This window comes from Actinomadura sp. 21ATH, assembly GCF_041951345.1.
GTDB lineage: Bacteria > Actinomycetota > Actinomycetes > Streptosporangiales > Streptosporangiaceae > Spirillospora.
Genome location: NZ_JBGNUR010000003.1, coordinates 509,774 through 530,340 on the forward strand (window position 1 = coordinate 509,774; position 20,567 = coordinate 530,340).

The window sequence follows — 20,567 nt, forward strand, 5'->3', positions numbered from 1 at the left end:
GAAGCCGGCGGCGCGGCCGCGACCTTATGTGGTCATGGCGGGGCCCGGGGCCGCGTCCGAGCGGGGCCTGGACGACAGGTGCTCGCCGACCCGCCGGACCAGGACGGCCATCTCGTAGCCGATGCGGGCCGGATCGACGTCCGCGTCCGTCAGCACGGTCAGCGAGGCGCCCTCCCCCGCGGCGGTGACGAACAGGACCGCCTCGCGCATCTCGATGATGGTCTGGCGGACCTCGCCGCCGTCGAACCGGCGCCGGGCGCCCTGGGCGAGGCTCTGCAGCCCGGCGGCCAGCGCGGAGAGGTGCTCGGCGTCGGCCCGGCTCAGGCCGGCGGAGGCGCCCACGAGCAGGCCGTCCGCGGACTGCACCACCGCCCTGGTCACCTGGGGCACGCTCTCGACCAGGCCCTCGACCAGCCAGTCGAGGGTTCCGGCCGCGCCCTCCGCCGGCGGCGTCGCTCGCATCCTGTTCCTCCTCCGCGGGTGCCCGCCGGGCATGCCGCTCCTAGACACACGCCGGGGCGGAACGCAAGCGAGTCGATCGAACACGCAGGTCAATGATCGCACTGCGGCCTCCACAAGATCCGCGAAACGGCCACAGGCGGGCAAATAGGCGCTAGCGTGACATCGGTTTCGGCAGAACCACGGTCCGCTCGGATTGAAAGACGGCACATGAGGACACGTAGGCGATCGATCCGGTTCACGCTGTTCGGTCTGCTCACCATTCCGCTCGCGGTCCTGCTCGCCTTCTGGGGATTCGCCGCCGCCGGCTCGGTGCGCGAGGCGCTGGAGAAGCGGGACCTGGACACCGTCGAGCGCGAGTACAGCGGCGCGTCGCTGCCGGTGATGACCCAGCTCGCCCAGGAGCGGACGCAGACGATCGCCTGGATCAGCGCCCGCGGCGGGATGCCCCGGACCGCGCTGGACGACCAGCGCCGCAAGACCGACGCCGCCATCGCCGGGATGAAGCGGGCCGCGGGCTCGCCCTCGTTCCAAGACGCCCTCGACGCCGGGTCGAAGCGGCGGCTCGGGGAGCTGCTGGAGAAGATCGACGCGACCGTGGCGGCCCGGCCGGGCATCGACTCCGGCGTTATCGGCAAGCTGGCCGCGTTCGCCGCCTACAACGACGCCATCGAGGCCAACTTCCAGTTCTCCACCCCGCTGATCGCGATCGACGACGCCGAGGTCTACCAGCTCGCGACCGACATCGTCGGGGTGCTGCGCGCCCAGGAGCTGGCGGGCCGCGAGGCCACCCTGGTGGGCGGCGCCATGGCCGCCGGCGGCCGGATGACCCGCGACGAGCAGCTGGAGTTCACCCGGCTGGTCCACCAGCAGCGCTTCCTGATGAACGAGAGCGTCGGCCGGTTCGCCCCGCGGTTCGCCGCGCCGTTCCGCGCGCTGCTGGCCTCACCGGAGTACCAGCGGTTCCGGGCGCAGGAGGACCGCGTCATCGCGGCCCGCGCGGGCCGTACCGGAGTGCGGATCGACGGCGCCTCCTGGCAGCCGGCCGCCCAGGCGTACATCGGCGGCATCGAGCGTTCCGTCGGCCAGATCCGGGCCGCGCTGGACGGCGACATGAGGGACATCAGCAACGGGATCTTCGTGCGGCTCGCGGTCGTCGGCGGGCTCGGGCTCGCGGCGGTGCTGCTGTCGGCGTTCCTGATGCTCCGGTTCGGCCGCCGCATCAGCAGGGAGCTCATCGGGCTCCAGGCCGCCGCCGGGGACCTCGCCGACGAGCGGCTGCCCGACGTCGTGCGGCGGCTGCGGGACGGCCAGGAGGTCGACGTCGCCGCGGCGGCGCCCGCGCTGCCGGCCGGCCGGACCGCCGAGGTGGCGAGCGTCGCGGACGCGTTCACCAAGGTGCAGCGGACCGCGATCGAGGCCGCCGTCGGCCAGGCCGAGCTGCGCAAGGCCGTCAACCAGGTCTTCCGCAACCTGGCCCGGCGCAACCAGTCGCTGCTGCACCGCCAGCTGGCGATGCTCGACACGCTGGAGCGCAAGGCGTCCGACCCGGACGCGCTCGAGGACCTGTTCCGCATCGACCACCTCACCACCCGCATGCGCCGGCACGCCGAGGGCCTGATCATCCTGTCCGGGGCGCACCCCGGCCGCGGCTGGCGGAAGCCGGTCGGCGTGGTGGACGTGCTGCGCGGCGCGATCGGCGAGATCGAGGACTACGCCCGGGTCGAGGTGGTCAGCACGGCGGAGGAGGCGATCGTCGGCACCGCCGTCGCCGACGTCATCCACCTGCTCGCCGAGCTGATCGAGAACGCGGTCACCTTCTCCCCGCCCAACACCCCGGTCGAGGTGAACGCCGGGGTGGTCGGCAACGGGTTCGTCATCGAGATCCAGGACCGCGGGCTCGGCATGAACGAGGCCAAGCTCGCGGCCGTCAACGAGCAGCTCACCCGGCCGCCGGAGTTCAACCTGTCGGAGGGCGACCAGCTCGGCCTGTTCGTGGTCGGCAACCTGGCGCACCGGCACGGGATCCGGATCTCGCTGGAGCCCAACGCCTACGGCGGCCTCAAGACGATCGTGCTGCTGCCGCACGCCATGGTGGTGTCCGCGGAGGAGGTCCGCGCCGCCGCGGCGAACGGGCGGGACGCGGGCGCGAAGGCGAGCGAGCCGGTGCCCGCCACCGCCGCGAGCGGCTCCTGGGAGCAGCAGGCGGGCAGCCCGGCGCCCGCGCCGGTGTCCGCGCCTGTGCCGGTACCGGCCGCCCCCGCGCCCGCAGAGTCGGCTCCCGAGCCGGCCCCGCCTCCCGCGCCGCCCGCGCCCGCGGCCCCGGCCCCCGTGGCGCAGCATTCGGCGGGCACCCATGCCGGGATGCCGCGCCGCGTGCGCCGCGCGAGCCTGGCGCCCCAGCTGCGCAAGCCGGCGGACGCGCGCGGGGACCGGGCGACGACCACGACCGGCGAGATCCCCCGCTCGCCGGAACGGGCCCGGACGTTCATGTCGTCGATGCAGAGCGGCTGGCAGCGCGGCCGGGCCGAGGACCTCGGCCAGGACGGGCCCGGCGAGGAGACGGAAGCGGACCAGGGTGAGCGATGAACGACCGGTACGGGGCAGATGACGCGGCCCGGCTGCTCGGCGGGCTGGTGGGCCGGGTGGCCGCGGTGACCGGCGCGGTCGCGCTGTCCCGGGGCGGGATGGTGCTGGCGTCGGCGGGGCTGGGGCGCGAGGACGCCGAGCACTTCGCGGCGCTGGTGTCCGGCGTCCAGGGGCTGGCGCGCGGGGCGTGCGACCGGTTCGCGGGCGGCGAGACGCTGCAGACGGTGATCGAGATGGAGCGGGTGCTGCTGTTCATGGCGCCCGCCGGCGCGGACGCCTGCCTCGCCGTGGTGAGCCGGGCCGACGGGGACGCCGGGGCGGTGGCGTACGAGCTGGCCGAGGTCGCCGGGCGGCTGGCGGACCTCGGCATCGCCGCCCCCGGAACGGCCGGGCCGCGGCTCTCCGGAACCGGCGCGGGGTGACGGGATGAACTCCGACCGCTGGCTGGACCAGGACGCCGGTCCCGTCGTCCGCCCGTACACCGTCACGCGGGGCCGCACCCGGCCGCGCGGCGACGCCCTCGACCTCATCGTGGTGCTGGAGTCGACCGGCATCCCGGTCAGTCCCCGGCTGCGGCTGGACCCCGAGCACCGGCTGCTGCTGGGGCTCTGCCAGAAGCCGATCACGTTCGCCGACCTGGCGTCCGAGGTGGACCTGCCGGTCGGCGTGGTCCGCGTCCTGGTCGACGACCTCCGCGACGAGAACCTGCTCCGCGTGCTGCGGCCGACGCCCACGGGCGACCGGCCGGACGAGCTCGTACTAAGGAAACTGCTGCATGGACTACGCGCCCTCTGACACGGCCCTCTCCGGCCATGCCGAGGTTCCCCCCGCGCCGGGCGGCGGCCGCCCGATCACCGCGAAGATCCTCATCGCCGGCGGGTTCGGCGTCGGCAAGACGACGATGGTGGGCTCGATCAGCGAGATCCGCCCGCTGCGCACCGAGGAGACGCTGACCGACCGCAGCCTCGGCGTGGACGACACCGCGGGCGTCGGCGACAAGACCCAGACGACCGTGGCCATGGACTTCGGCCGCATCACGCTCCAGGACGACCTGATCCTCTACCTGTTCGGCACGCCCGGCCAGCAGCGGTTCTGGTTCATGTGGGACGAGCTGGCGCTGGGCGCGGTGGGCGCGGTCGTGCTGGCCGACGTGCGCCGGCTCGCCGACTGCTTCCCGGCCGTCGACTACTTCGAGGACCGCGGGACGCCGTTCGTCGTGGCGGTCAACTGCTTCGACGGCGCCGAGCGCAAGCGCGCGGAGGACGTCCGGATCGCGCTGGACCTGGAGGACCACGTGCCGCTGGTGATGTGCGACGTGCGGCGGCGCGAGTCGGCCAAGGAGGTCCTGATCACGATGGTCGAGCACGTTCTGGGCGAGGCCGAGCGCGACCGCTGACCGCCGCCGGCGGGGAGGCGGACGGTGAACGCGGCGCCGCGCCCCGGCCGGCCCCGGACGGTGACCGTTCCGCCGTGGGCGTCCACCCATACGGTTTGGTATGTTCGTGCCATACCAAACCGTATGGAATGGAACCGGATGGCAGCGAGCGGACGGACCAAGCGCGACGACTGGCTGGACGCCGGCCTGGAGATCCTCGCCGGGCACGGCGCCCCCGCGGTCACGATCGAGCGGCTCACCGAGCGGCTCGGCCTGACCAAGGGCTCCTTCTACCACCACTTCGGCGGCATGGCCGGCTACAAGACCGCCCTGCTGGCGCACTTCGAGGAGGTGTGCACGACCCGGCTGATCGACCTCGCCGAACGGGACCCGGACGCGTCCCCGATGGCCAGGCTCGAACGGCTGATGGAGCTGGTCGTCTCGGACGCGGACCACGGCCCCGAACTGGAGGTCGCGGTACGGGCCTGGGCCCAGCAGGACGCCGAGGCCCGCGCCCTCCAGGAACGCGTCGACCGCGCCCGCGTCGGCTACCTGCGCGCCCTGTGGCTCGACCACAGCGGCGACGCCGAGGCGGCGGAGCGGATCGCGAACCTCTTCTACCTGATCACCATCGGCGGCTCGCACATCATCCCGCCGCTGCCCGCGCCCGACCTGCGCGGCGTCTTCGAACTCGGCATCCGGCTCGCCGCCCAGGAGGGAACGCCGTCATGAACGCCATCACCCGCTGGACCCCCTGGGGGATCATCGCCACCGCATGCGTCCACACCGTGTACGCGTTCGCGACCATGCCCGGCGCCTGGGGCGACATCGCCCGGGCCGGGATCGTGGACGGCGTCCAGGGCGACGCCGAGCGCGAGGTCGCCCTGTGGTTCCTCTACTCCGGCATCGGCTTCCTGGCGATCGGCACGTTCGCGCTCAAGGAGGTCCGGGCGACCGGCCGCGTCCCGCTCCAGACCGCCCTCTACCTGCTGGCCGTCGGCGGCACGATGGCCGTCGTCATGCCCGCGTCCGGCGGCTGGCTCGTCCTGCTCCTGGGCCTGCTGGCCCTGGCCGCGCACCGCCGGGGCGGCACGGCCGGAAGCGGCTGATGTCGGACCCCGCCCGTACCGTGCGGGGTCATGACCGAGGCCGAGAACGTCGTACGACCGCCCGGCGAGTGGCGGGCACTGGTGCATCCCCGCCGCGGCGCCGCCGCCCCGCCCTCGCCCGCCTCGCCCGCCGGGATCGACCCGGACGCCGTACGGATCCTCCGCGAGGCCACCGCGGGGGCCATGCCGCTGATCGAGGCGATGCTGGGCAACGAGCACACCCAGGAGGAGCCCGGCGAGGCCGTGCGCCGCTGGCTGCGCGGCGAGCCCGACCCGCTGGGCGCGGCGGCCGTCGCGACGATCCTCGTCGACAAGGACGCGGGGCGGGAGATCGGCGCGGAGGCCCTCAAGGCGGCCGTCGTGGACGCCTGGGCCGGCGAGCACGGGCTGCCGTTCGCGGCCTGCGCGTTCACCGAGCTCTCCGAGATCCGCCTCGGTGTCGAGCCACTGCGGGTGACTCCCCGCGCGTCCCTCCACGGCCTCGGTCGCGGCATCGGCTTCACCGTGAACGCCGTCCGGGATCCGGCGTCCCGGTACATGCACCACGGCGGGATCCGGCGCGCCGGACCGCAGGAGAACCCCAGCCGGTGGTGGCTCGACGACCGGACGTTCCGGCTACGGCTCCGCACGCTGCTGGCGGCGGCGGGCGAGGACGAGTACCGGGAGGCCGTGGAGCGGCTGGCCGGGCACCGGGCCTCCGGCGAGCAGCGGCTGACGGCCGCCTACCTCGTCCCGGCCGAGCACGCGTGGACGGACGAGTGCATCGGGGACATCGGCCGCACCGGCACGGGTTCGATCTCGCTGCTCCTGTGCTCGCTGTCCTCGGCGGAGCAGCTCGACCGGCTCCGCGCGACGGGGTACTCGCCGGGCTGGCACGACCTGCCGGCGGACGTGATCGCCACCATGCTCGACGCCCTCGGCCCGGCCGTGGCACCCCTCCTGGTCAGGGCCGTGCCGAACTACGAGCAGGACGACGAGCGGGTCCGCGCTCTCATCGCGTCGCTGGCGATGGTGCCTTCGGACGATGCGTTCCGGGCGCTGCTGGAACGGTTCGGCCAGAAGGACGCGAACGCCGCGCTGCGGCTGGCCGTGGAGCGCTTTCCCGTACGGGCGATGCGGATGCTCGGCCCGGTCGCGGCGGGCGAGACCACGGCCGCGCCGGTGGCCGCCGCCCTCCTCCGGGCCCGGCTCCGCGCCGACCCCGGCCTGGCGGACCGGCTGCCGCCGGAGATCCGCGGGTACGCCGAGCCGCTCCTGCCGCGCGCCGCCGTGCCCGACGCCGAGGACCTGCCGGAGGTGCTGGCCGCACCGTCCTGGACGCGCCGCGGCCGGGCGGCGGCGAAGAAGGCGCCCGTGCCGGACCTGCCGCCGTTCCCGGAGCCGGCCATGGTGTGGGAGCCGGGCGAGCGCGAAGCCTGGGAACGGGTCCATCGGCCGCCGTGGTGGACGTCCGGCCCGCAGGAGATCGACTGGGAGCTCGTGGCGGCGACGTGGGCCCCCGAGAACATGACCTGGGCCGGGAGCTGGCTGCCGCCCGTCATCGCGCGGTACGGGCTGGAGGCGCTCCCGCTCGCCCTGCGCGCGACCGCGCACTCTCCCGGCCGGCACGGCGAGATGCTGCTGCCGTACCTGGACGCCGAGGTGGCCCGGACGATGGCGCGCTGGCTGGCGCGGTCCAAGAGCGCGCGGACGACCGCGCGCCGCTGGTTCCGCCGGCACGGCGCCGCCGCCGTGCCGCTGCTGCTCCCGGCCGCGTTCGGCAAGGCGGGCCCGGAGCGCCGCGCCGCCGAGGGCGCGCTGCGGGCGCTGGCCGCCGAGCACGGCGACGCGGCGGTCGTCAGGGCCGCCGGGGACGCCGGCCCCGCCGTCGAGGCGCTGCTGAAGCTCGATCCGCTGGAGGTGCTGCCCGCCCGGATCCCCAAGGTCACCTGGGTGGAGCCGGCGGAGCTGCCGCAGGTCCTGCTGCGCGGCCGCCGTACGGCACTGCCCGCCGCCGCGACCGGCCACCTGCTCACCATGCTCGCGATGTCCAGGCTCGACGACGAGTACGCGGGGCTCGGCGTCGTCCGCGAGCTGTGCGATCCGGTGTCGCTGGCCGAGTTCTCCTGGGCGCTGTTCCAGCACTGGCAGGCTTCCGGCGGCGCGTCCAAGGACAACTGGGCGATGGCCCAGCTCGGCCTGGTCGGCGACGACACCACCGTCCGCCGCCTCTCCCCGCTCATCCGGCGCTGGCCCGGCGAGAGCGGCACCGCCCGCGCCGTGGCCGGGCTGGACGTGCTCGCCGGGATCGGCTCGGACGTGGCGCTGACGCACCTGTACGCGCTCGCGCGCAAGGGCAGGTACAAGGGCCTGAAGGCCAAGGCGTTGCAGCGGGTCGAGGAGATCGCCGCCGCCCGGGGCCTGACGAACGACCAGCTCGCCGACCGGGCCGTTCCGGACTTCGGGCTGGACGCCGAGGGCGGCATGACGTTCGACTACGGGCCGCGCCGCTTCGAGGCCGGCTTCGACGAGCAGCTCCGCCCGTTCGTGGTGGACGAGAAGGGAAGGCCGCGCAAGAGCCTGCCCAAGCCGCAGCCGACCGACGACCCCGATCTCGCGCCCGCCGCGCACGCGCTCTTCAACGGGTTGAAGAAGGACGTCCGCACGATCGCCGAGGAGGAGATCAGGAGGCTGGAGGCGGCGATGGTGCGGGGGCGCCGCTGGGACCCCGACGAGTTCCGGGACGTGTTCCTGCGCCATCCCCTCCTCTGGCACCTCGTGCGGCGCCTGGTCTGGCTGGCCGAGCACGACGGCCGGACCACCGCGTTCCGGGTCGCGGAGGACCGCACGTTCGCCGACGTGGAGGACGACGCGTTCGACCCGCCCGCCTCGTCCCGCATCGGCCTCGCGCACCCGATCCACCTGGGCGACGCGCTGGCCGCCTGGTCGGAGGTCTTCGCCGACTACGAGATCCTCCAGCCGTTCCCGCAGCTGGGCCGGCCCGTCCACGTCCTGACGGACGGGGAGCGCGCCGCGACCTCCCTGGACCGGCTGGTGGGACGGGTCGCGCCGTACGGCAAGGTCAAGGGCCTGTCGCAGGGCGACTGGCAGGGCGGCGAGGGGTACGACCCGTGGATCGCCCGCCGGGACCCGGCCGGGCGCTACGTCGTCGCCGGCATCAGCCCCGGGCTGGCCAACTACATGTACGGCGAGGGCGACGACCAGCGGTACACCGCCGTCTGGGCCGGCCCCGCCCCCGCCCGCGAGCCGGTGAACGCGATCCCCCTCGGCGACGTCGACCCCGTCACCATGAGCGAGGCGATCCACGACCTCGTCCGCATCTCCGCCTAGTCCTCGCAGGAGTAGGTGAAGGAGGCCGAGCCCTGCATCGGCGGGCCGTTCAGGACGGTCAGCGTCGCGGTGAACGTGCGCGTGCCCGTTCCCTTGACGTCCCAGTCCAGGTGGACGGTGGCGTGGGCGCGGCCGCCGGCCATGTCCTGCTGGAGCGGCGGGTCCGGGTCCTCCTGGTCGCTGCGCTTCCACTGGTAGACGATCCGCCCGGGCGCGCCGTTCGTGGTCAGGACGCCGGTCACCTGGACCTCGGCGTCGCAGCCCAGGGCGGGCCGGCCGGCCCGCACGTCCACGCCGGTGACGGCGAGCTCCGGCGTCCGCGCCTCGCGCAGCGACCAGGCGGCGCCGCCGGCGATCAGTGCGAGGCTCGCCGGCACGGTCAGCGCCCACAGCGCGCGGCGGCGCCTGCGGCGGCGGGCGCGCGACCTGGACGGCGGCGGGGTCCAGGTGGTCTGCCAGGGCTCGGGCAGCCCGGTCCCCGGCGGCACGGTCCCGGCCGGCACCGTGCCGGGCGGCTCCGGCTCCCGCTCCGCGGCGGCGGGGTCGGTCCGGGTCGTGACGGCGATCGCCCGTTCGGCGCGGGTGCGCACGGCCAGGTCCTCGCCGGACGTCCGGAGCATCTCCAGGAGCCGCGCGGGCGTCGGCCTGCCCGCGGGGTCCTTGCCGAGCGCGGCGGCGACCGCGTCCCGCAGGGCGCCGGTCAGGCCGCCGAGGTCGGGCTCCTCCTCCATGATCCGGACCGCCATCACCGGCAGCGTCGCCCCGCCGAACGGGCGCCGCCCGGTCGCCGCGAACAGCATCACCCCGCCCCACGAGAACACGTCCGAGGCGGGCTCGGGCCGCGCCTGGAGCTGCTCGGGCGCCATGTACGCGGGCGTGCCGTGGATCGTGCCGTCACCGGTCAACCGGGTCGCGCCGGCGGCGCCCGCCACCCCGAAGTCGATGACGCGCGGCCCGGTGCGCGACAGCAGGACGTTGGCCGGCTTGAGGTCGCGGTGGATGATCCCGGCCGAGTGGATCCCGGCCAGCGCCGCCGCGATGCTCACGCCGAGCTGGTCGAGGTCGGCGCCGCGCAGCGGGCCGTCCGCCCGTACGGCCTCCTCCAGGGTGGGGCCGTCGATGTACTCGGTGACCAGGTACGGCTCGGGCGCGTCCGGATCGGCGGCGATCACCTCGGCGGTGCAGAACCGCGGTACCCGCATCGCGCTGCGCGCCTCCCGCCGGAACCGCGCCCGGAACTCCGGCTCCCCGGCCAGCTCCGCCCGGATCACCTTGATCGCGACCAGCGCGCCGTCCGGGCCGCGGCCGAGGAACACCCGTCCCATGCCGCCCCCGGCGAGCGCCCCGGCCACCGTGTACGGCCCGATCGTGCGCGGATCGTCCGGCCGCAGCGGCCTGGCGCGCGCCGGGAGATCGGCCCCCTCGGCCTCCTGCATCCGGCCTCCGTCCCTAGGTCTCGGTGGGTGACGCCTTGGGCTGCGGCGACGGCTCCTCCGCCGTCGGTGGCTCGGTCGTCTCCGGTGCCGGGTCGGGCTTGGTGGTCTCGGGGGCGGGCTCGGGCTTCTCCGCCGGTTCCTCCGGCTTCGGCGCGGGGTCGTCGTCCGTCCCGGCCGGGCGCGGGGTGGCGGTCGACTCGGGCTCGGGCGTCGGGGTCTGCGCGCCGACGCCCGTGCCGGTGAACGTGATGTCCACGGCGCGGCCGCCCTGGTCGCTCGGGATGACCATGGTGGCGGAGTGGGCGCCCGGCCCGCTCGGCGTGAACCGCACGGTGTACGAGCAGGGGCCGCCGTCGTTCGCCGGCGGGCACTCGGTCAGCGTCACCGTGAACTGGCCGCCTCCGCCGGTGACCGTCATGCGCTGCTCGTCGTCACACACCCGCCACGGGTACGAGAACCGCCGCTCGACCGTACGGCCGACCGCGACCTCGCCCAGATCGTGGGCGTCGGTGTGCGGGAAGCAGTCGGCGGCCACGGCGGTGCCGGTGAGCGGCACGGTCACGGCGGTCTCGCCGTCCCGGTCCGGGACGACGAGCGTGCCGCTGTCGCTGGTGGTCGTCCGGGGGTTGTAGGCGATCGTGACCGTGCAGGTCGTTGCCTCCTCGGGCGGGCAGGTCGTGCCGGTCGTGCTGAACGCCTCGGCGCCGGTGACCCGGATCCCGGACGCGTCGTAGCAGGCGTTCCACTCGATCGTGATCGTCTCGGTGGCCGTGCCGCCCACGTCCACCGGCCCGAACGCCCGCGCCGGCCGCGTCGCCCGCGGGCAGGCGGGCGGCGGCTCGGTCGTCGGCGGCGGCGTCGTGACGGGCGGTGTCGTCACGGGCGTCGCGGGCGGTGCCGTGGTCGCGGGCGGCGTGACCGGCGCGGGCGGGGCGCCGATCACCGTCGGGGACGGGCTGGGCGCCGCCTGGGCCGGGGACGGCGAGGTCGCGCCGGGCGACGGCGTGGGCGTGGCCGGCGGCTCGGACGGCGGGTCCGACGGGTCGCCCGGGTCCGGGGCGGGCGGGTCCGCCGCCGGCGGCACGGTCTGCGCCGGCGTCGGGCGGGGCTTGGCGAGCGCGACCGGATCCTTCGTCTTGGTGTCGCCGAACACCAGCGCCACGGTCGCGACGCCGACGACGACCGCGGCGGCGACCGCGACGCCGCCGAACACGTGCACGCGGCTCAGGTTGCCCGCGTGCCGGGCGCTCCGGGCGCCGCCGTGCAGGACGCTGCGGCCGAGCGTGCTGCCGGCGATCGCGCCGCCGGCCGTGCCGGTGGCCGCCGCCCCCGGGAACAGCGCGGCCAGCGCGCCCGCGGCGGAGGCGAGGAACAGCAGCCCGCGGCGCTCCCAGTCGTCGCCGTACTCGGCGCGCGCCGCCTCCTCCAGCTCCCGCACGAACTCGGCGGCGTCGCCCGGGCGCAGCGCCGGCTCCTTGGCCATGCCGTGCGCGACCAGCGCGCGCAGCGGCTCCGGCACGCCCGCGACCGGCGGCGCGGCGGTCACGTGCTGCGCCATCAGCACCATGTCGTCGTCGCCGCCGTACGGGGGGCGCCCCGCCACGCACTCGTAGAACACGCACGTCGCCGCGTACACGTCGGTCGCGGGCGTCGCCGGGTCCCCGTTCCACTGCTCGGGCGCCATGTACGCGGGCGTGCCGGACAGCGACCGGTGCCCCGATGCCGTCGCGGTACCGAAGTCGATCAGCTTGCTGGCCCCGTCTGCCTGGACGATCACGTTCGCGGGCTTGTAGTCGCGGTGCACCACGCCCGCCGCGTGCGCGGCGGCCAGGCCCAGCAGGGAGCCCTTGAGGACCAGCAGCGCCGCCTCGGGTTCGAGCGTCCCGTGCGCGTGCAGCAGCCGCTGCAGCGAGACGCCCTCGACCGCCTCCATGACGATCGCGACGCCGTCCGGCCGTTCGACCAGTTCGTACACGCGGGCGACGTGCTCGTCGTCCACCGCGGCCATGAGCCGCGCCTCGTGCCGCGACGGGACGCGGCCGCCGCGCGTCGACACGTACTTGATCGCCACATAGGCGCCGGAGTCGTCGCGGCGGGCCAGCACCACCCGGCCCTGCGCCCCGGAACCGAGTTCGCCGACCTCGGTGAACCCGTCAAGCCGCCACGTGCTCATCCCGCGTCCCCCTGACTAGGGCAGGCAAAGATCATCGTCGCCGTTTTCCGGCGACCCCCGTGCGCGCGGCCCAGGCCGCGCCGAAAAGCACCCGAATCACCCCTGGAAGCGGGCATCACCAGTGGAGCGCCAAAGAATGCGGGGGTCAAGCCGGGGGCACGATCGCGCCATTCACCGTCCACTTTCGGCCGCGGCCGGCCTGATCTTTTCCATGGCGGCATTGGAAATACCATTCGGAATCGAAAATGATCGAATTCCCGGTCCTTTTCGGTACGCCGCGGCCGGCCCGGCGAACGAGGTCACCACCTGTCCGCGTTCGTCCGTACGGTCCGGGGGAACGACGACCGAAGGGGGATCTTCATGACCATCGCCGTCACCACTCCGACGGGGCAGGTCGGATCGCGGGTGGTCCGGCTGCTGATCCAGGCGGGCGTGCGGCCGCGCGTCCTGGTCCGGGACCCGGCGCGGCTGGACGCCGGTACGCGCGGGCACGTGGACGTGCGCCAGGGCGACCTGACCGACGCCGCGTACGTCCGCGAGGCCACGGCCGGGGCCCGGACGGTCTTCTGGGTCGACCCGACACCGCACATCGCCGACGACCCGGTCGGGACCTCGGCGCGGACCGCCGCCGGCCTCGCGGACGCCGCCCGCGCCGGCGACGTCGCGCGCATCGTCTTCCTGAGCAGCGTCGGCGCGGAGAAGCGGCACGGGGCCGGGCACATCGACGGCCTCGCCCGGATCGAGGAGCTGTTCGACGGCACCGGCGCCGACGTGCTCCACCTGCGGTGCGCCTATTTCTTCACCAACCTGCTGTTCGAGCTGGACGGGCTGGCGCGGGGCGTGCTGACGACCGCGTTCCGGCCCGACGCCCCCATGCCGTGGGCCGATCCCCGCGACATCGGCGACGTCGCCGCGGCCCGGCTGCTCAACCCGGACTGGCGGGGCCGGCTCGTCCAGGCCGTCCACGGGCCCGAGGACCTCACGTTCAAGCAGGTCGCCGAGATCCTCACCGGGGCGCTCGGCCGGCCCGTACGGCTGGAGACCGTCGACGACGCCACCGTGCGCCGGGGGCTCCTCGCGGCCGGGCTGCCGCCCGCCGCCGTCGAGGCCCTGGTCGGGATGACCGCCGGAACGCGCGACCTCGTCCCCGAGCAGCCCCGCGACCTGGTCACCACGACCCCGACCCCGCTCGCCGCCTGGGCGTACGCCCACCTGCGCCCGGCGCTCGCCGCGCACGGGCGGCCCTGACGGGCCTCCGGCGGGCTCCGGCCGTCCCGAGCGGTCAGGCGCGGAGGGTGATGCTCGGAGGCCGGCCGTACGCCGCGCGGTAGTCGGCGGCGAAGCGGCCGGGATGGTGGAAGCCCCAGCGGGCGGCGATGGCGGTGACGGTGGCATCGGGGCCGGCGGCCAGGAGGTCGGCGTGGGCGGCGGCGAGCCGGACGCGCCGCAGGTAGCCCATCGGGGTGGTGTCCCGGTGCCGCCGGAACGCGTACTGCAGGGTGCGGGGCGTGACGCCGGCGGCCGCGGCGATGTCGGCGAGGGTGATGCCGGGGTCGGCGTGGCGGGACTCGATGTAGTCCATCGCGCGGCGCAGCGCGGCCGGGGCGGCGTCGGACCGGTCGGCGCCCGTGTCCCCCTCCTGGAGCACGGTGTTGGGGAACGCCGCGAGCGCGGTGGCGGCGAGCAGGCGGGCGGTGTTGCCCAGGAGGATGGGCTGGTGCGCGCGCGGGTTGGCGAGCGTGCGCACCGCCAGGTCCGACGCCTGCTTCCACTGGTCCCGCGCGGCGGCGTCGAGAGGGCGCAGGGAGAGGAACCTCGGCAGGGCGGCGGCCCCGCCCGGCGGCGTCCCGGCGACCGTGCCGAGAAGGACCGCCGGGAAGGTGATGGTGCAGGTGCGGATGTCGCGGATGTGCGAGAGGTAGTCCGCCCCCGGGTAGTTGGCGATGTACACGTCGCCGGGCGCGTAGCGGTCGGCGTCCCTGCGGCGGTCGCGCTGGATGGTGCCGCGGAACACGGTGTTGATGATGACGGCGCCCTGGCCCCTCATCCGGAACGTGAGGTCGGCCGAGAACCTCAGGTCGCTCACGGTGAAGTCCCCCGCGTCCGCGCGGGACAGCCCCACCTGCGTGGTGCTCTCGCGGGTCCGCTGCACCATGAGGCGCCCGCCGTACGCCCGGTCCATGAACTCCCGGGCGAGCAGCGGGTCGGACGTGGCGAACTCGAACCGCTCGACCTGGCCCTGCACGGAACCGGTGGGCACGGGGCACCTCCGCGGCTCGCAGACGCTTCCGTGCCCGTGACCGTACCCCGGCCGGCCCGCGAAGCGAAACCGCCGCGGCGGTCGCCGGCCAGGGCGGCCGATCCCGGTCCCGACCGGCGCTCCCCTCCTGACCGCCGCTCGGTACCGTCGCGCCCAGAATCGCTCCGGCGCACCCGCCCGGTCACCACGCGAAACGAAAGAACGCGGTTCGGCCGTCCACGGAACGAAGCGCCCCGGCCCCGGGGCGGGACCGGGGCGCCCGACCGCGGCCCGCGCCTCAGCCGCGGTGGTCCTCGCACCCCGCGTGCCGGGCCGGCTCGGCGGGGCGGACGGAACGGGCGGGTTCCGCGGCGGTACGCAGGGCGAGGATCTCGGCGAGCACCGAGAGGGCGACCTCGCCCGCCGTCCGGGCCCCGATGTCGAGCCCCGCCGGCGTACGCACCCGGTCGCCGTTCTCCAGGGCGGACGCCACGGCCGCGCCCCGCTTACGGCTGGCGATCAGCCCCACGTACGGGACCCCGGCGGCCAGCGCCCGGCGGAGGACCTCCTCCTCGTCCCGGCCGTGGGTGGCCGCCACGACGGCGGCCGCGTCCGCCGCCACGGGGTCCGCCGGGCCCGCGCAGAGGGCGGTCGCGTAGCCGGCGGCCGCGCCGACGTCCGCGAGGGCGCGGGCCACCGGGCCGTCCCCGTAGACCTGCACCAGCGCCGGCGGGATCACGGCCTCCAGGAAGACGTCCAGGGTGCCGCCCGACAGGCACGGGTTCCCGACCGTCACCAGGCCGTCGAGCGACGCGGCGCCCGCCGGGTCGGCGGTGATCCGCAGCAGCGTCGACTCGCCCGAGGCCAGCAGCCGCAGCGCCTCGGCGCGGACGGTCGAGGCGGCGCAGGACCCGCCGACGAAGCCCTCCAGGGTGCCGTCGGGCAGCACCAGCGCCCGGTCGCCCGCGCGGGCGCTCGCCGGCCTCTCCGTGCGGACCACGGTGGCCAGGACGTACGGCGTGCGTTCGGAGCGGAGCCGTTCGGCGAGTTCGTTCACGGGATGGCCAGGTCGGTGCGGAACGGGCGGCCCTGGATGGTCCGCCACACGTTCGCCGGGGTCAGGGGCATGTCGGCGTGCTTGACGCCGTACGGCCGGAGCGCGTCGACGACCGCGTTCACGATGGCGGCGGGCGAGCCGACCGTGGCGGACTCGCCGACGCCCTTCGCGCCGAGCGGATGGTGCGGGGACGGCGTCACGGTCTCGCCCAGCTCCCAGGACGGGCATTCCATCGTGGTCGGCAGCAGGTAGTCCATGAACGAGGCGCCGAGGTGGTTGCCGTCCTCGTCGAACGCCATGACCTGCATCAGCGCCATGCCGACGCCGTCGGCGAGGCCGCCGTGCACCTGCCCCTCCACGATCATCGGGTTGATCCGGACGCCGCAGTCGTCGACGGCGACGAACCGCCGGACCGCCACCTTCCCGGTGCCCGGATCCACCTCCACGACGGCGATGTACGCGCCGAACGGGTACGTCAGGTTGGGCGGGTCGTACACCGTCGTCGCGTCCAGATGGCCCTCGACGCCCTCGGGCAGCTCGACGCTGCCGTGGGCGGCCATCGCGATCTCCTGCAGGGTCACGCCGGTGCCCGGATCGCCCCGTACCGACCAGCGTCCCGGGCTCCATTCGAGGTCATCAGGGGACGCCTCCAGCATCGCGCCCGCGACGATCCGGGCGCGCTCCCTCACCTTGCGGGCGACGACGGCGGTGGCGGCGCCCGACACCGGCGTCGAGCGGGAACCGTACGTGCCCAGCCCGAACGGCGTCTGGTCGGTGTCGCCGTGCACGACCTCGACATCGTCCACGGGCAGGCCCAGCTCGTGCGCGACGATCTGCGCGAAGGTCGTCTCGTGGCCCTGCCCCTGCGTCTGCACGGAGATCCGCAGCACGGCCTTCCCGGTCGGGTGGACGCGGAGTTCGGCGCCGTCGGCCATGCCGAGGCCGAGGATGTCCATGTGCCTGCGCGGCCCGGCGCCGACGGCCTCGGTGAAGAAGCTGATGCCGATCCCCATCAGCGAGCCGGTGCCCTCGCGGCGGCGCTCGGCCTGCTCGGCGCGCAGCTTGTCGTACCCGGCGATGTCCATCGCGTGCCGGAGGGCGCGCGGGTAGTCGCCGGAGTCGTACTCCCAGCCGGTGGCGGTGCCGTACGGGAACTGCTCGGGCCGCAGCAGGTTGCGCAGCCGCAGCTCGGCCGGGTCGGCGCCCAGCTCCAGCGCCAGCATGTCGATCATTCGCTCGACCAGGTAGGCGGCCTCGGTGATGCGGAACGAGCACGCGTACGCGACCCCGCCGGGCGCCTTGTTCGTGTAGACGCCGGTGACCGCGCAGTGCGCCGCCTCGATGTCGTACGAGCCGGTGAACACGTGGAAGAACCCGGCCGGGAACTTCGTCGGCTGCGCCGTGCCGTTGAACGCGCCGTGGTCGGCCAGCACCTTCACCCGGATGCCGCGGATCCGGCCGTCCCGCGTCGCGGCGATCTCGCCCCGCATGTGGTAGTCGCGGGCGAACGACGTCGTCATCAGGTTCTCGGACCGGTCCTCCATCCACTTCACCGGCCGGCCCGTGACGATCGACCCGACGATCGCGCACACGTACCCCGGGTAGATCCCGACCTTGTTGCCGAAGCCGCCGCCGATGTCGGGCGCCACGACCCGGATCTTGTGCTCGGGCAGCCCGGCGACCAGCGCGTACACGGTGCGGTGGGCGTGCGGCGCCTGCGTCGTGGTGTGGACGGTGAGCTTGCCCGTCACCCCGTCCATGTCCGCGACGATCCCGCACGTCTCCAGCGGCGCCGGGTGGACGCGCGGGTACAGGACGTCCTGGGCGACGACGACGTCCGACTCGGCGAAGACCCGCTCCGCGTGCCCGGCGTCGCCGGCCTCCCAGTCGAAGACGCGGTTGCCGGTACGGCCCTCCAGGTCGTCGCGGATGACCGGGGCGTCCTCGTCCAGCGCCCGCCGCGCGTCGATCACCGGCGGCAGCGCCTCGTAGTCGACGTCGATCAGCTCCAGGGCGTCGCGGGCGGCGTAGTGGTCCTCGGCCACCACGAACGCCACCTCCTGCCCCTGGAAGCGCACCTTGTCGGTCGCCAGCACGGCCTGGACGTCGCCGGACAGCGTCGGCATCCACGCCAGGTCCAGCCCGGCCAGCGTCGCACCGGTGATCACGGCCTTGACCCGCGGGTGCGCCTCGGCGGCCGTGGTGTCGATCGAGACCAGCCGGGCGTGCGCGTGCGGGCTGCGCAGCACCGCCCCGTGCAGCATCCCCGGCAGCCTGACGTCGTCGACGTAGCGGCCCTTGCCGCGGATGAACCGGGCGTCCTCCTTGCGCGGCACCCGGCCGAACCCGTGGTGGCGTTCCCGCGTCTCCGTCATGACGTCACCTCGGTCTCGGCCGGATGATCGGCGGCCCACCGCACGGAGCGGACGATGTTCTCGTATCCCGTGCACCGGCAGATCTGCCCCGACAGCGCCTCGCGGATCTCCGCCTCGGACGGGTCGGGATCGCGGTCCAGCAGCCAGCGGGAGACCATCAGCATCCCCGGCGTGCAGAACCCGCACTGGAGGCCGTGGCACTCGGCGAACCCCTTCTGCACGGGGTCGAGCACGCCGTCCCGTTCCAGGCCCTCGACCGTGCGGACCTCCTTGCCGTCCGCCATGACCGCGAGGACCGTGCACGACTTGACCGGGACGTCGTCCAGCCAGACGGCGCAGGCGCCGCAGTTGGAGGTGTCGCAGCCCCAGTGCGTGCCGGTCAGGCCCAGCTCGTCCCGCAGGAAGTGGACGAGCAGCAGCCGCGGCTCGACCTCGGCGGTGCGCGGCTCCCCGTTGACGGTCACCGTGATCTTCATGTCCGGGCCCTTCCCATCGCGCGGTGGTACGCGCGGCGCAGCGCGCGCGTCGTCAGCTCGCCGGCCAGATGCCGCTTGTAGTCGGCCGGGCCGCGCTGGTCCGACCCGGGGTCGCAGTGCAGGGCCGCCACCCGGCCCGCCTCGCGGAAGAGCTCCTCCGACGGCTCGGCGCCGCGCAGCAGCTCCTCGGCCTCGGCGGCGACGAAGTGCTCGGCGCGGACGGCGGTGAGGCCGATCCCCGCCTCGGCGATCCGCAGATCGCCCGCCAGCGTCAGCACGGCACCCGCCGCGGCCAGCGGCCAGTCCCCGGCGCGCCGCTCGACCTTCTCGTACGCGCTGGAGCCTCCCGGCCTGATCGGCACCCGCAGCTCCGTCAGCACCTCGCCGGGCTCCACGACCGTCTCGTACGGGCCGGTGTGGAACGCCCGGACCGGGACGGCGCGCTCCCCGCCCGGACCGCGGATCACCGCCTCGGCGCGCAGCGCGCCGAACGCCGCCGACAGGTCCTCGGACGGGTCGGCCTGGCAGAGCGAGCCGCCGACCGTACCGCGGTTCCGCACCACCGGGTCGGCGATCACCCGTTCCGCGTCGTGCAGGATCGGGAAGTGCTCGCCCGCCACGGCCGAGTCCAGCAGCTCGGCGTGCCGGGTGAGCGCGCCGATCCGCAGCGTGTCCCCCTCGACCCTGACGTACGACAGCTCCGCCACGTCGTTGATGTCCACCAGCGCCTCGGGATCGGCCAGCCGCAGCTTCATCATCGGGATGAGGCTGTGGCCGCCGGCGACGACCCTGGCCTCCGGGCCGTACCTGGCCAGCAAGGCGAGCGCCTCGTCGACACTGGCCGCCTTCGCGTACTCGAAGCGGGCGGGAACCTGCATGGCGATCCCTTCGGCGCGGGGTCGGGTGTGCGGATTCTCGCCCCGGCCGCAGGCGGCCACAACGGCCGGATAAGCGAACCCTTAAGACCACACTGAAGGAGTGACTCTCACCCAGCTGGGCGCCTTCGTGCTCGTGGCCAGGCTCGGGTCGGTGAAGGAGGCGGCGCGGGCGCTGGACGTCAGCGAGCCCGCGGTGTCGCAGGCGCTCGCCGCGCTCCGGCACCACCTGGGGGATCCGCTGATCGTGCGCGGGCCGGGCGGGATGACGCTGACCGAGGGCGGGGCCCGGCTGCTGCCGGTCGCCTCGCAGATGGTGGTGCTCGGCGCCGAGGCCGAGGGCGCGGTACGGGACGCCCGCGGCGCCCCCGAGGCGCTGCGGGTGGTGGCGACGGCGGCGGTCGCCGAGTTCGTCGCCGCTCCCCTGCTGGACGCGTTCGCCCGCCGGTCGGCCCGCCCGGTCGAGGGCGGCTCCGGCGTGGCCGCCCGACGCGAGATGCCGGTGCTGCTGCACAACCGGCTCGCCGACGTGGCGCTCGGGCCGTACCTCGGGGCCGAGCCCGGCCTGGTCAGCGAGCCGGTGTTCCGCACCCGGCTCGTCGCCGTGGGCACCGGGCCCGTGCCGCCGCGCCCGGTCTGGTTGGTCGACCCGTCCGGGACCGACCCGGCGAGCGAGACCAGCGCGCTGCTGCGCCGGCTCAAGGTGCCCGAGGACCGCGTCCGCGTGTACCCGAACCAGACCGCCGCGTGGGCCGCGGCCGCCGACGGCGACGGACTGGCGATCGCGCCGGCCCATCTGGTGGCGCCGCGCGTCCAGCGCGGGGAGCTGACCGTCGTCGCCACCCCGGCGACGCCGGTCGAGGTCCGCTGGCACGCCACGACGCTGCCGGCGGACCGGCGGCCGGCGCTGGCGGGCTCGTTCCGCCGTTTCCTGGCGACGGCCGACGCCCTGCACGTGATGCGCACCCCCGGCTCGGGCGTCCCGCCGTCCCGCTTCCGCCCCCCGGTGTACGTGACCCTCTGGAGCTGACGGTCGACTCGTGGCGTGTCTCGCCTCAGCGGACGCGTGAGGGG

General features: G+C 75.1%; 17 protein-coding genes. 9 read left to right on the forward strand and 8 right to left on the reverse strand.

What is annotated here, in order from left to right; genetic code table 11:
• Positions 1 to 24: 24 nt before the first annotated feature.
• Positions 25 to 462, reverse strand: coding sequence for a roadblock/LC7 domain-containing protein (locus tag ACA361_RS14580; protein WP_375012469.1), 438 nt, complete (start codon positions 460 to 462; stop codon positions 25 to 27).
• Between the two features lie 207 nt (positions 463 to 669).
• Between ACA361_RS14580 and ACA361_RS14585 the strand changes: the two genes are divergently transcribed.
• The 7 genes from ACA361_RS14585 (at position 670) to ACA361_RS14615 (ending at position 8,862) form a co-directional block, all read left to right on the forward strand.
• Positions 670 to 3,048 (forward strand): nitrate- and nitrite sensing domain-containing protein, encoded by a 2,379-nt coding sequence (locus ACA361_RS14585; RefSeq protein ID WP_375012470.1) that lies wholly within the window; start codon positions 670 to 672, stop codon positions 3,046 to 3,048.
• Positions 3,045 to 3,470, forward strand: a complete 426-nt coding sequence (locus ACA361_RS14590; RefSeq protein WP_375012471.1) for a roadblock/LC7 domain-containing protein — start codon at positions 3,045 to 3,047, stop codon at positions 3,468 to 3,470. Before ACA361_RS14585 ends, ACA361_RS14590 begins: the two co-directional genes overlap by 4 nt.
• A gap of 4 nt (positions 3,471 to 3,474) precedes the next feature.
• A complete protein-coding gene (locus tag ACA361_RS14595; protein WP_375012472.1) occupies positions 3,475 to 3,843 on the forward strand; it encodes a DUF742 domain-containing protein in 369 nt (122 codons plus the stop codon).
• On the forward strand, positions 3,824 to 4,444 hold the full coding sequence (locus ACA361_RS14600; RefSeq protein ID WP_375012473.1) for an ATP/GTP-binding protein: 621 nt from the start codon (positions 3,824 to 3,826) through the stop codon (positions 4,442 to 4,444). Before ACA361_RS14595 ends, ACA361_RS14600 begins: the two co-directional genes overlap by 20 nt.
• A gap of 138 nt (positions 4,445 to 4,582) precedes the next feature.
• Positions 4,583 to 5,155, forward strand: a complete 573-nt coding sequence (locus tag ACA361_RS14605) for a TetR/AcrR family transcriptional regulator (RefSeq protein ID WP_375012474.1) — start codon at positions 4,583 to 4,585, stop codon at positions 5,153 to 5,155.
• The gene (locus tag ACA361_RS14610; protein WP_375012475.1) at positions 5,152 to 5,532 is read left to right on the forward strand and encodes a DUF6463 family protein; all 381 of its coding nucleotides are present in this window, start codon (positions 5,152 to 5,154) and stop codon (positions 5,530 to 5,532) included. The genes ACA361_RS14605 and ACA361_RS14610 overlap by 4 nt, the downstream gene beginning before the upstream one ends.
• 30 nt (positions 5,533 to 5,562) lie before the next feature.
• The gene (locus tag ACA361_RS14615) at positions 5,563 to 8,862 is read left to right on the forward strand and encodes a DUF4132 domain-containing protein (RefSeq protein WP_375012476.1); all 3,300 of its coding nucleotides are present in this window, start codon (positions 5,563 to 5,565) and stop codon (positions 8,860 to 8,862) included.
• Here ACA361_RS14615 and ACA361_RS14620 read toward each other — a convergent pair.
• Both ACA361_RS14620 and ACA361_RS14625 read right to left on the reverse strand, forming a co-directional pair.
• Positions 8,859 to 10,298: a serine/threonine-protein kinase gene (locus ACA361_RS14620; RefSeq protein ID WP_375012477.1), complete on the reverse strand. Its 1,440-nt coding sequence runs from the start codon at positions 10,296 to 10,298 to the stop codon at positions 8,859 to 8,861. The two genes, ACA361_RS14615 and ACA361_RS14620, sit on opposite strands and share 4 nt — an antisense overlap.
• A 13-nt stretch (positions 10,299 to 10,311) precedes the next feature.
• The gene (locus tag ACA361_RS14625; protein ID WP_375012478.1) at positions 10,312 to 12,471 is read right to left on the reverse strand and encodes a protein kinase; all 2,160 of its coding nucleotides are present in this window, start codon (positions 12,469 to 12,471) and stop codon (positions 10,312 to 10,314) included.
• Between the two features lie 360 nt (positions 12,472 to 12,831).
• Here ACA361_RS14625 and ACA361_RS14630 point away from each other — a divergent pair, with 360 nt between their 5' ends.
• Complete coding sequence (locus ACA361_RS14630; protein WP_375012479.1) at positions 12,832 to 13,719, forward strand: NAD(P)H-binding protein; 888 nt, start codon at positions 12,832 to 12,834, stop codon at positions 13,717 to 13,719.
• A 34-nt stretch (positions 13,720 to 13,753) separates the two neighbouring features.
• Here the strand turns inward: ACA361_RS14630 and ACA361_RS14635 are convergent, their stop codons facing one another.
• The 5 genes from ACA361_RS14635 to ACA361_RS14655 all read right to left on the reverse strand — a co-directional run bounded on the left by ACA361_RS14635 (position 13,754) and on the right by ACA361_RS14655 (position 19,496).
• Positions 13,754 to 14,731, reverse strand: coding sequence for a helix-turn-helix domain-containing protein (locus ACA361_RS14635; RefSeq protein WP_375012480.1), 978 nt, complete (start codon positions 14,729 to 14,731; stop codon positions 13,754 to 13,756).
• 277 nt (positions 14,732 to 15,008) lie between these two features.
• Complete coding sequence (locus ACA361_RS14640; RefSeq protein WP_375012481.1) at positions 15,009 to 15,767, reverse strand: XdhC family protein; 759 nt, start codon at positions 15,765 to 15,767, stop codon at positions 15,009 to 15,011.
• The gene (locus tag ACA361_RS14645) at positions 15,764 to 18,142 is read right to left on the reverse strand and encodes an aerobic carbon-monoxide dehydrogenase large subunit (protein WP_375012482.1); all 2,379 of its coding nucleotides are present in this window, start codon (positions 18,140 to 18,142) and stop codon (positions 15,764 to 15,766) included. Before ACA361_RS14645 ends, ACA361_RS14640 begins: the two co-directional genes overlap by 4 nt.
• Positions 18,139 to 18,618, reverse strand: coding sequence for a (2Fe-2S)-binding protein (locus tag ACA361_RS14650; RefSeq protein ID WP_375012483.1), 480 nt, complete (start codon positions 18,616 to 18,618; stop codon positions 18,139 to 18,141). The genes ACA361_RS14645 and ACA361_RS14650 overlap by 4 nt, the downstream gene beginning before the upstream one ends.
• A complete protein-coding gene (locus tag ACA361_RS14655; protein WP_375012484.1) occupies positions 18,615 to 19,496 on the reverse strand; it encodes an FAD binding domain-containing protein in 882 nt (293 codons plus the stop codon). The genes ACA361_RS14650 and ACA361_RS14655 overlap by 4 nt, the downstream gene beginning before the upstream one ends.
• 100 nt (positions 19,497 to 19,596) lie before the next feature.
• Between ACA361_RS14655 and ACA361_RS14660 the strand changes: the two genes are divergently transcribed.
• Entirely contained in the window at positions 19,597 to 20,523 is a 927-nt protein-coding gene (locus ACA361_RS14660; RefSeq protein WP_375012485.1) for a LysR family transcriptional regulator, read from the forward strand.
• Positions 20,524 to 20,567: the final 44 nt, after the last annotated feature.

Coding starts and splice junctions, on each gene's coding strand:
- ACA361_RS14650 (WP_375012483.1), bottom strand. CDS start 18,618: ATGAAGATCACGGTGACCGTCAACGGGGAGCCGCGCACCGCCGAGGTC.
- ACA361_RS14600 (WP_375012473.1), top strand. CDS start 3,824: ATGGACTACGCGCCCTCTGACACGGCCCTCTCCGGCCATGCCGAGGTT.
- ACA361_RS14580 (WP_375012469.1), bottom strand. CDS start 462: ATGCGAGCGACGCCGCCGGCGGAGGGCGCGGCCGGAACCCTCGACTGG.
- ACA361_RS14595 (WP_375012472.1), top strand. CDS start 3,475: ATGAACTCCGACCGCTGGCTGGACCAGGACGCCGGTCCCGTCGTCCGC.
- ACA361_RS14645 (WP_375012482.1), bottom strand. CDS start 18,142: ATGACGGAGACGCGGGAACGCCACCACGGGTTCGGCCGGGTGCCGCGC.
- ACA361_RS14620 (WP_375012477.1), bottom strand. CDS start 10,298: ATGCAGGAGGCCGAGGGGGCCGATCTCCCGGCGCGCGCCAGGCCGCTG.
- ACA361_RS14655 (WP_375012484.1), bottom strand. CDS start 19,496: ATGCAGGTTCCCGCCCGCTTCGAGTACGCGAAGGCGGCCAGTGTCGAC.
- ACA361_RS14610 (WP_375012475.1), top strand. CDS start 5,152: ATGAACGCCATCACCCGCTGGACCCCCTGGGGGATCATCGCCACCGCA.
- ACA361_RS14585 (WP_375012470.1), top strand. CDS start 670: ATGAGGACACGTAGGCGATCGATCCGGTTCACGCTGTTCGGTCTGCTC.
- ACA361_RS14630 (WP_375012479.1), top strand. CDS start 12,832: ATGACCATCGCCGTCACCACTCCGACGGGGCAGGTCGGATCGCGGGTG.
- ACA361_RS14605 (WP_375012474.1), top strand. CDS start 4,583: ATGGCAGCGAGCGGACGGACCAAGCGCGACGACTGGCTGGACGCCGGC.
- ACA361_RS14615 (WP_375012476.1), top strand. CDS start 5,563: ATGACCGAGGCCGAGAACGTCGTACGACCGCCCGGCGAGTGGCGGGCA.
- ACA361_RS14590 (WP_375012471.1), top strand. CDS start 3,045: ATGAACGACCGGTACGGGGCAGATGACGCGGCCCGGCTGCTCGGCGGG.
- ACA361_RS14625 (WP_375012478.1), bottom strand. CDS start 12,471: ATGAGCACGTGGCGGCTTGACGGGTTCACCGAGGTCGGCGAACTCGGT.